Here is a 4,937-nt window from a genome sequence, read left to right on the forward strand (position 1 = left end):
GTGCATAATTGTAGTTTTGTTTATGTAGAGAAGATTTTGCCTATTGGGGATTATGGCTATATCTATCTGTTAGATTGTAAGTAAAATTCTTTCAAGGTGCAAAAATAGTTAGATTTAAGGTGGAATATAAGCTGTTTAAAAGGATATATAAAGTAAAATGGTTGTAATTTGTTATCACCTTAATAGATTGTATTTGCGGGCAAATGTAATAGATTTGTAGTGTAAAACAAGACAAATGTGTTAAAAAATGAAGGTGTGTTACATTTCTTCGGCTAAAAATAGTGAAAATTAGATTATAAATACTTATATTTGTGACTAAGAAGATTAAACTAAACTACAATTAGAACAAAAAACGTATGAAAAATCATCTGAAGCATTTACTTTTGTTTGCGATGCTTACTGTTTGTAGCGTTGCGACGGCTGTAGCTCAGGCTACCTTGAAGGGTAAGGTGGTGGATGCTGAAACAAAGGAACCGTTGATTGGTGCGACGGTTGCTGTCAGCGGTACTTCCTTAGGGTCTATTACCGACATAGACGGTAATTTTACTGTAGAAATACGTGCCAAAAAGGCCGTACTTGTCTTTAGTTATGTCGGATATTCCGAATTGCGTCGTGAAGTGAATGTCTCTGGTTCAAAAGCTGACCTGGGAGAAATTGCTTTAACTCCGGATGCTGTTGGACTGGAGGAGGTAAGTGTGATTGCTTCAATTATTAAGAGCGACCGTCAGACTCCGATTCCTATTTCAAATGTCAAGTTGGCACAGATTGAGGAGAAAGTAGGTAACCTGGAGTTTCCGGAGTTGTTGAAATCCACTCCTTCTGTATATGTTACCCGTGAAAGTGGAGGTTATGGAGATTCACGTATTAACATGCGTGGTTTCGACTCTTCTAATTTGGGTATTCTGATTAATGGTGTACCTATTAATGGTATGGAAAATGGTAAGGTTTATTGGTCAAACTGGTCTGGTTTGTCTGATGTAAGCCAGTTTATTCAGGTACAGCGTGGTCTGGGTGCTTCTGCTTTGGGTCTTTCCTCTGTCGGTGGTACCATGAACATGGTTACTAAGAGTACAGAAGCCAAACGTGGCGGATCTGCATATTTCGGTATCGGTAACGATGGTTATCGTAAATATTCAGTTTCTCTTTCTACTGGTCTGATGGACAACGGATGGGCAGTTACTTTGATGGGGGCCTTGAATACAGGTGATGGCTATGTAAAAGGTACGAACTACGAAGGCTGGACTTATTTTGGAAATATTTCTAAGGTAATCAATGAACATCATAAACTTTCGCTGACAGCATTCGGTGCTCCGCAGTGGCATAATCAGCGTGGTACCATGCACTATATTGAGGATTATAAAAACAGTCCTGATGGTGGTCGCTTTAATAATGGTTATGGCTATATTAATGGTGTTTTGACTGGAAGTGGTTATGGTTATAATTTCTATCACAAACCTCAGATCTCATTGAACCATTACTGGACCATCAATGAACAGTCATCTTTGAGTACTTCTCTTTATGCTTCAATCGCTACCGGTGGTGGACGCCGTGTTCGTGGTAATCATACTGAGTGGCTGACAATAGACTATAATACTGGTCGTCCAAAGGATGGTGCCATGATGACGACTGACGGATTGATTGATTTCCATTCAGCTATGGAAGCAAATGCTGCTTCTGAAAACGGTTCTGAAGTTATTTTTACTAATGCAATCAATGACCACAAATGGTATGGACTTTTGAGTTCTTATAAGAATCGCTTTACAGAGAACTTTACCTTGACAGGCGGTTTTGACGGACGCTATTATCGTGGATATCATGCGGAAAAAATTGATGACTTGCTGGGTGGTGCTTATTATGCTCCTGGAAGCAAAGCCCTGGATTTCCAGACTTCAGATGCGATTCTGAAAGAAGGTGATTATGTTCAGTACTATAGTGTTGGTGAAATTGTTTGGGCAGGTTTGTTTGCTCAGGCTGAATATACCAAGGAAAAATGGTCTGCATTCTTGTCTGCATCACTGACTGAAGAAGCATATCGTTATCACGACCGTGGTGGTGCTCCGATTGATGGAAAGAAGATCTCTGACTTCTATCATTTCCTGCCTTGGAGTGTGAAGGGTGGTTTCAACTATAAGTTTACCAAGAATCATAATGTGTTCGTAAATGCCGGATACTTTACCCGTGCTCCGTTCTTCAATGCTGTATTCCCGAACAATAACATCGTAGCTAATGATAATGCTCCTTACGAAAAGATTATGACTTTTGAGTTGGGTTATGGATTCAGCACACATAATTTCAATCTTGCGTTGAATGGTTATTATACTCGTTGGAATGACAAGACAACTCGCCGTCAGATTGGTGATGAATATGCTAATATTACTGGTCTTGACGCTGTACACATGGGTGTGGAACTGGAAGCAACTTATAAGCCTGTTGAGAATCTGGAATTAAAAGGAATGTTCTCTTATGGTGACTGGAAGTGGGCTGACGATGTAAACTTCACCTTGTATGATGATATGGGTACTCCGATCGGTACATACAATGCTTATGTAAAGGATGTTCACGTAGGAAACTCTGCACAGATGACTGGTGCTTTGTCTGCTTCTTGGGAAATGTTCAAAGGTTTGAAACTGAGTGTAGATTACAACTATGCTGGTAAAAACTATGCTGACTTTGATCCCTCAAACCGTACAGATAAAAGCGATGCCGGAGTGGATGCATGGAAGTTGCCTGATTTTTACACAATCGACTTAGGTATGAGTTACCGCTTTGATCTGTGTAAAGGCCTGAAAGCTGTAGTCTATAGCAATGTGTATAACTTGACAAATACTCGTTATATTGCAGATGCCAAGGATGGAGCAAATCATGACTGGCGTTCAGCTTTGGTTTACTATGGATTTGGAACGACCTGGTCTACCGGATTTAAAATTATGTTTTAATCGCTAAACGAAAAAGACTTATGAAACTCAGATATAAATTAGTTGCTTTGTCTCTATTGGGTGTTGCTATTGTGGCTTGCGACCCGTTGGAAGACATTTATCAGGAAATTGACTCGGAAGGTGTTACCGTGGTCAATGAGAAGGAAGAGTATGTGTTGACCAGTGCTGATTATGAAACGATCTCCAAGGCAGCACTGAAAGATGCGAAAACTAAGGCTGATACTGCATTGGCTAATAAAGTAAAGTCTGAACTGGCCTTGAATAGTTTTGCTTCAGGCGATAAATATATTCCTGCTGTATTGACTTCATTGTATCCTTCTTGGGGAAATGGTTCCACCATAGGTGTTACTTATCAGTTCCAGGGGGATGCTTCTGAACTGGAAACTAAGTATGCGAATCTGGATTGGACATCTTTGTCGGATGAAGATTACATCAAGATCTGGGGAGCAGATGCTCCGGTGCGTTTCCTGTCACCCAGTCACGGCGTAAATGAAATCCCTGCTTTGCTTAAGAACAAATTCCCCAATGCTGTTGAAGGAGCTTATGTTTCTGTAGATTATAAATATGCTTCAGAAGAACCGTCATGGACAGGAAGTGTGAATCCTGTTTTCAGCGAAAATTTTGAGTCTCAGACTAAAGACGAAGATATTAATCTGAAGGGATGGGTTCAGCAATGTACAGTTGGTAAACGCACCTGGCAGGCTAAATTGAATAGTGGAAATTTGTATGCTCAGTTCTCAGCTAATGGATATAGTGACGGTGAAGTTGTTTCGTGGCTGGTTACTCCTGCCATTGCAGTGAGCAGTGCCGACTTGAATTTGACATTTGATCTGAAATATGGTTATTATAATGCTGATTGTCTGGATGTGTTGGTTTCTACAGATTTTGATGGAAACGACGTGGCCGCTGCCACCTGGACTGAAGTGACAGATCAATTTGCAGACTTTGATAAAATAGACAAGCCTTCCAGTGGTTATGGTGATGCTCTTGTTAATGTAGGAAGCATGTCATTGGCTTCTTATAATGGCCAGTCTGTATATGTGGCTTTCCGTTACACGGGAAATGGACCGAAAGCTGCTACGACAACCGTTCAGATTGATAATGTGACGGTAAGCAATCTGAAGTGGACGAATCGACCTGAAACAGAAGACCGTATTGCGTTGTTTGCTTTCAACGGTTCATCCTGGAAAGCATCCTCAGACGATGATGTTGTGTTGCTGACCAATGAGGATTATGATGCTATGGGAGCTCCGGGTACAAACAATAACTTTAGTTCATCTATTGATCCGGATAATTATGTTCCTCAGTTCTTGAGCGCTTATCTGCCTTATGCACAGAATGGTGATGAAATGGCTGTATTGTATAAGTTCTATAATTCATCAGAAAAGGTTACTACATTGGAGTCAAGAGTTTACACATTCAATGGCAGCTGGGCTCCGATAACCAATATTGTTACTAAAGAAAAAGAAACTTATATCATTTCTGGTGGTAAATGGATGTTCAGCCCGATCATTAATGTAACTCCAACTAAGGAACAGTTGCAGAAGCTGGTTGACTGGGTAGCTGAAAATCATCCGGGATATGTAGATGCGAAGTACAAGGATTCTGAGTATTGGTTTGGTGCCAGTGCAAATTATATGAACTTCAACATCACGATGTACAAGCGCTTATCAAATGATCCTGATGGAATTCTGAAAGCTATGAGTGATGATGAGGCAAAAGCATATTTGCAGGAAATGCTGGCTGAGGGCGCTCGTCAGTTTATGGAATTGAATTATCCGAATGCCGAAACTCAGATGAATGGTGCAGATTTGTACTATGCATTGACTTTGACTGTTTACGATGATGGTGCTTATTACCTGTATACTTATCGTTTCAAGAGTTTAGGAAAAGGCCAGTTTGAGCAGGATGGTGATCCGACGGTAACCAATAAGTAATATCTGTCCGGACAGAATATAAATAGAGTGCGGGACAATCTCCATAATGGAGTTGTCCCGCATT

2 protein-coding genes are annotated in these 4,937 nt (G+C 40.6%); both read left to right on the plus strand.

Features of this window, described 5'->3' with window-relative positions; all coding sequences use genetic code 11:
* The first annotated feature begins 356 nt into the window (after window positions 1-356).
* Entirely contained in the window at window positions 357-2,936 is a 2,580-nt protein-coding gene (locus tag BACCOPRO_RS03740) for a TonB-dependent receptor (RefSeq protein ID WP_008141056.1), read from the plus strand.
* A 20-nt stretch (window positions 2,937-2,956) separates the two neighbouring features.
* Window positions 2,957-4,873 carry a choice-of-anchor J domain-containing protein gene (locus BACCOPRO_RS03745; protein WP_008141057.1) on the plus strand — a complete coding sequence of 639 codons (1,917 nt, stop codon included), beginning with the start codon at window positions 2,957-2,959 and terminating at the stop codon, window positions 4,871-4,873.
* Window positions 4,874-4,937: the final 64 nt, after the last annotated feature.

It is taken from the genome of Phocaeicola coprophilus DSM 18228 = JCM 13818, assembly GCF_000157915.1.
In the GTDB taxonomy this organism is placed as follows: domain Bacteria; phylum Bacteroidota; class Bacteroidia; order Bacteroidales; family Bacteroidaceae; genus Phocaeicola; species Phocaeicola coprophilus.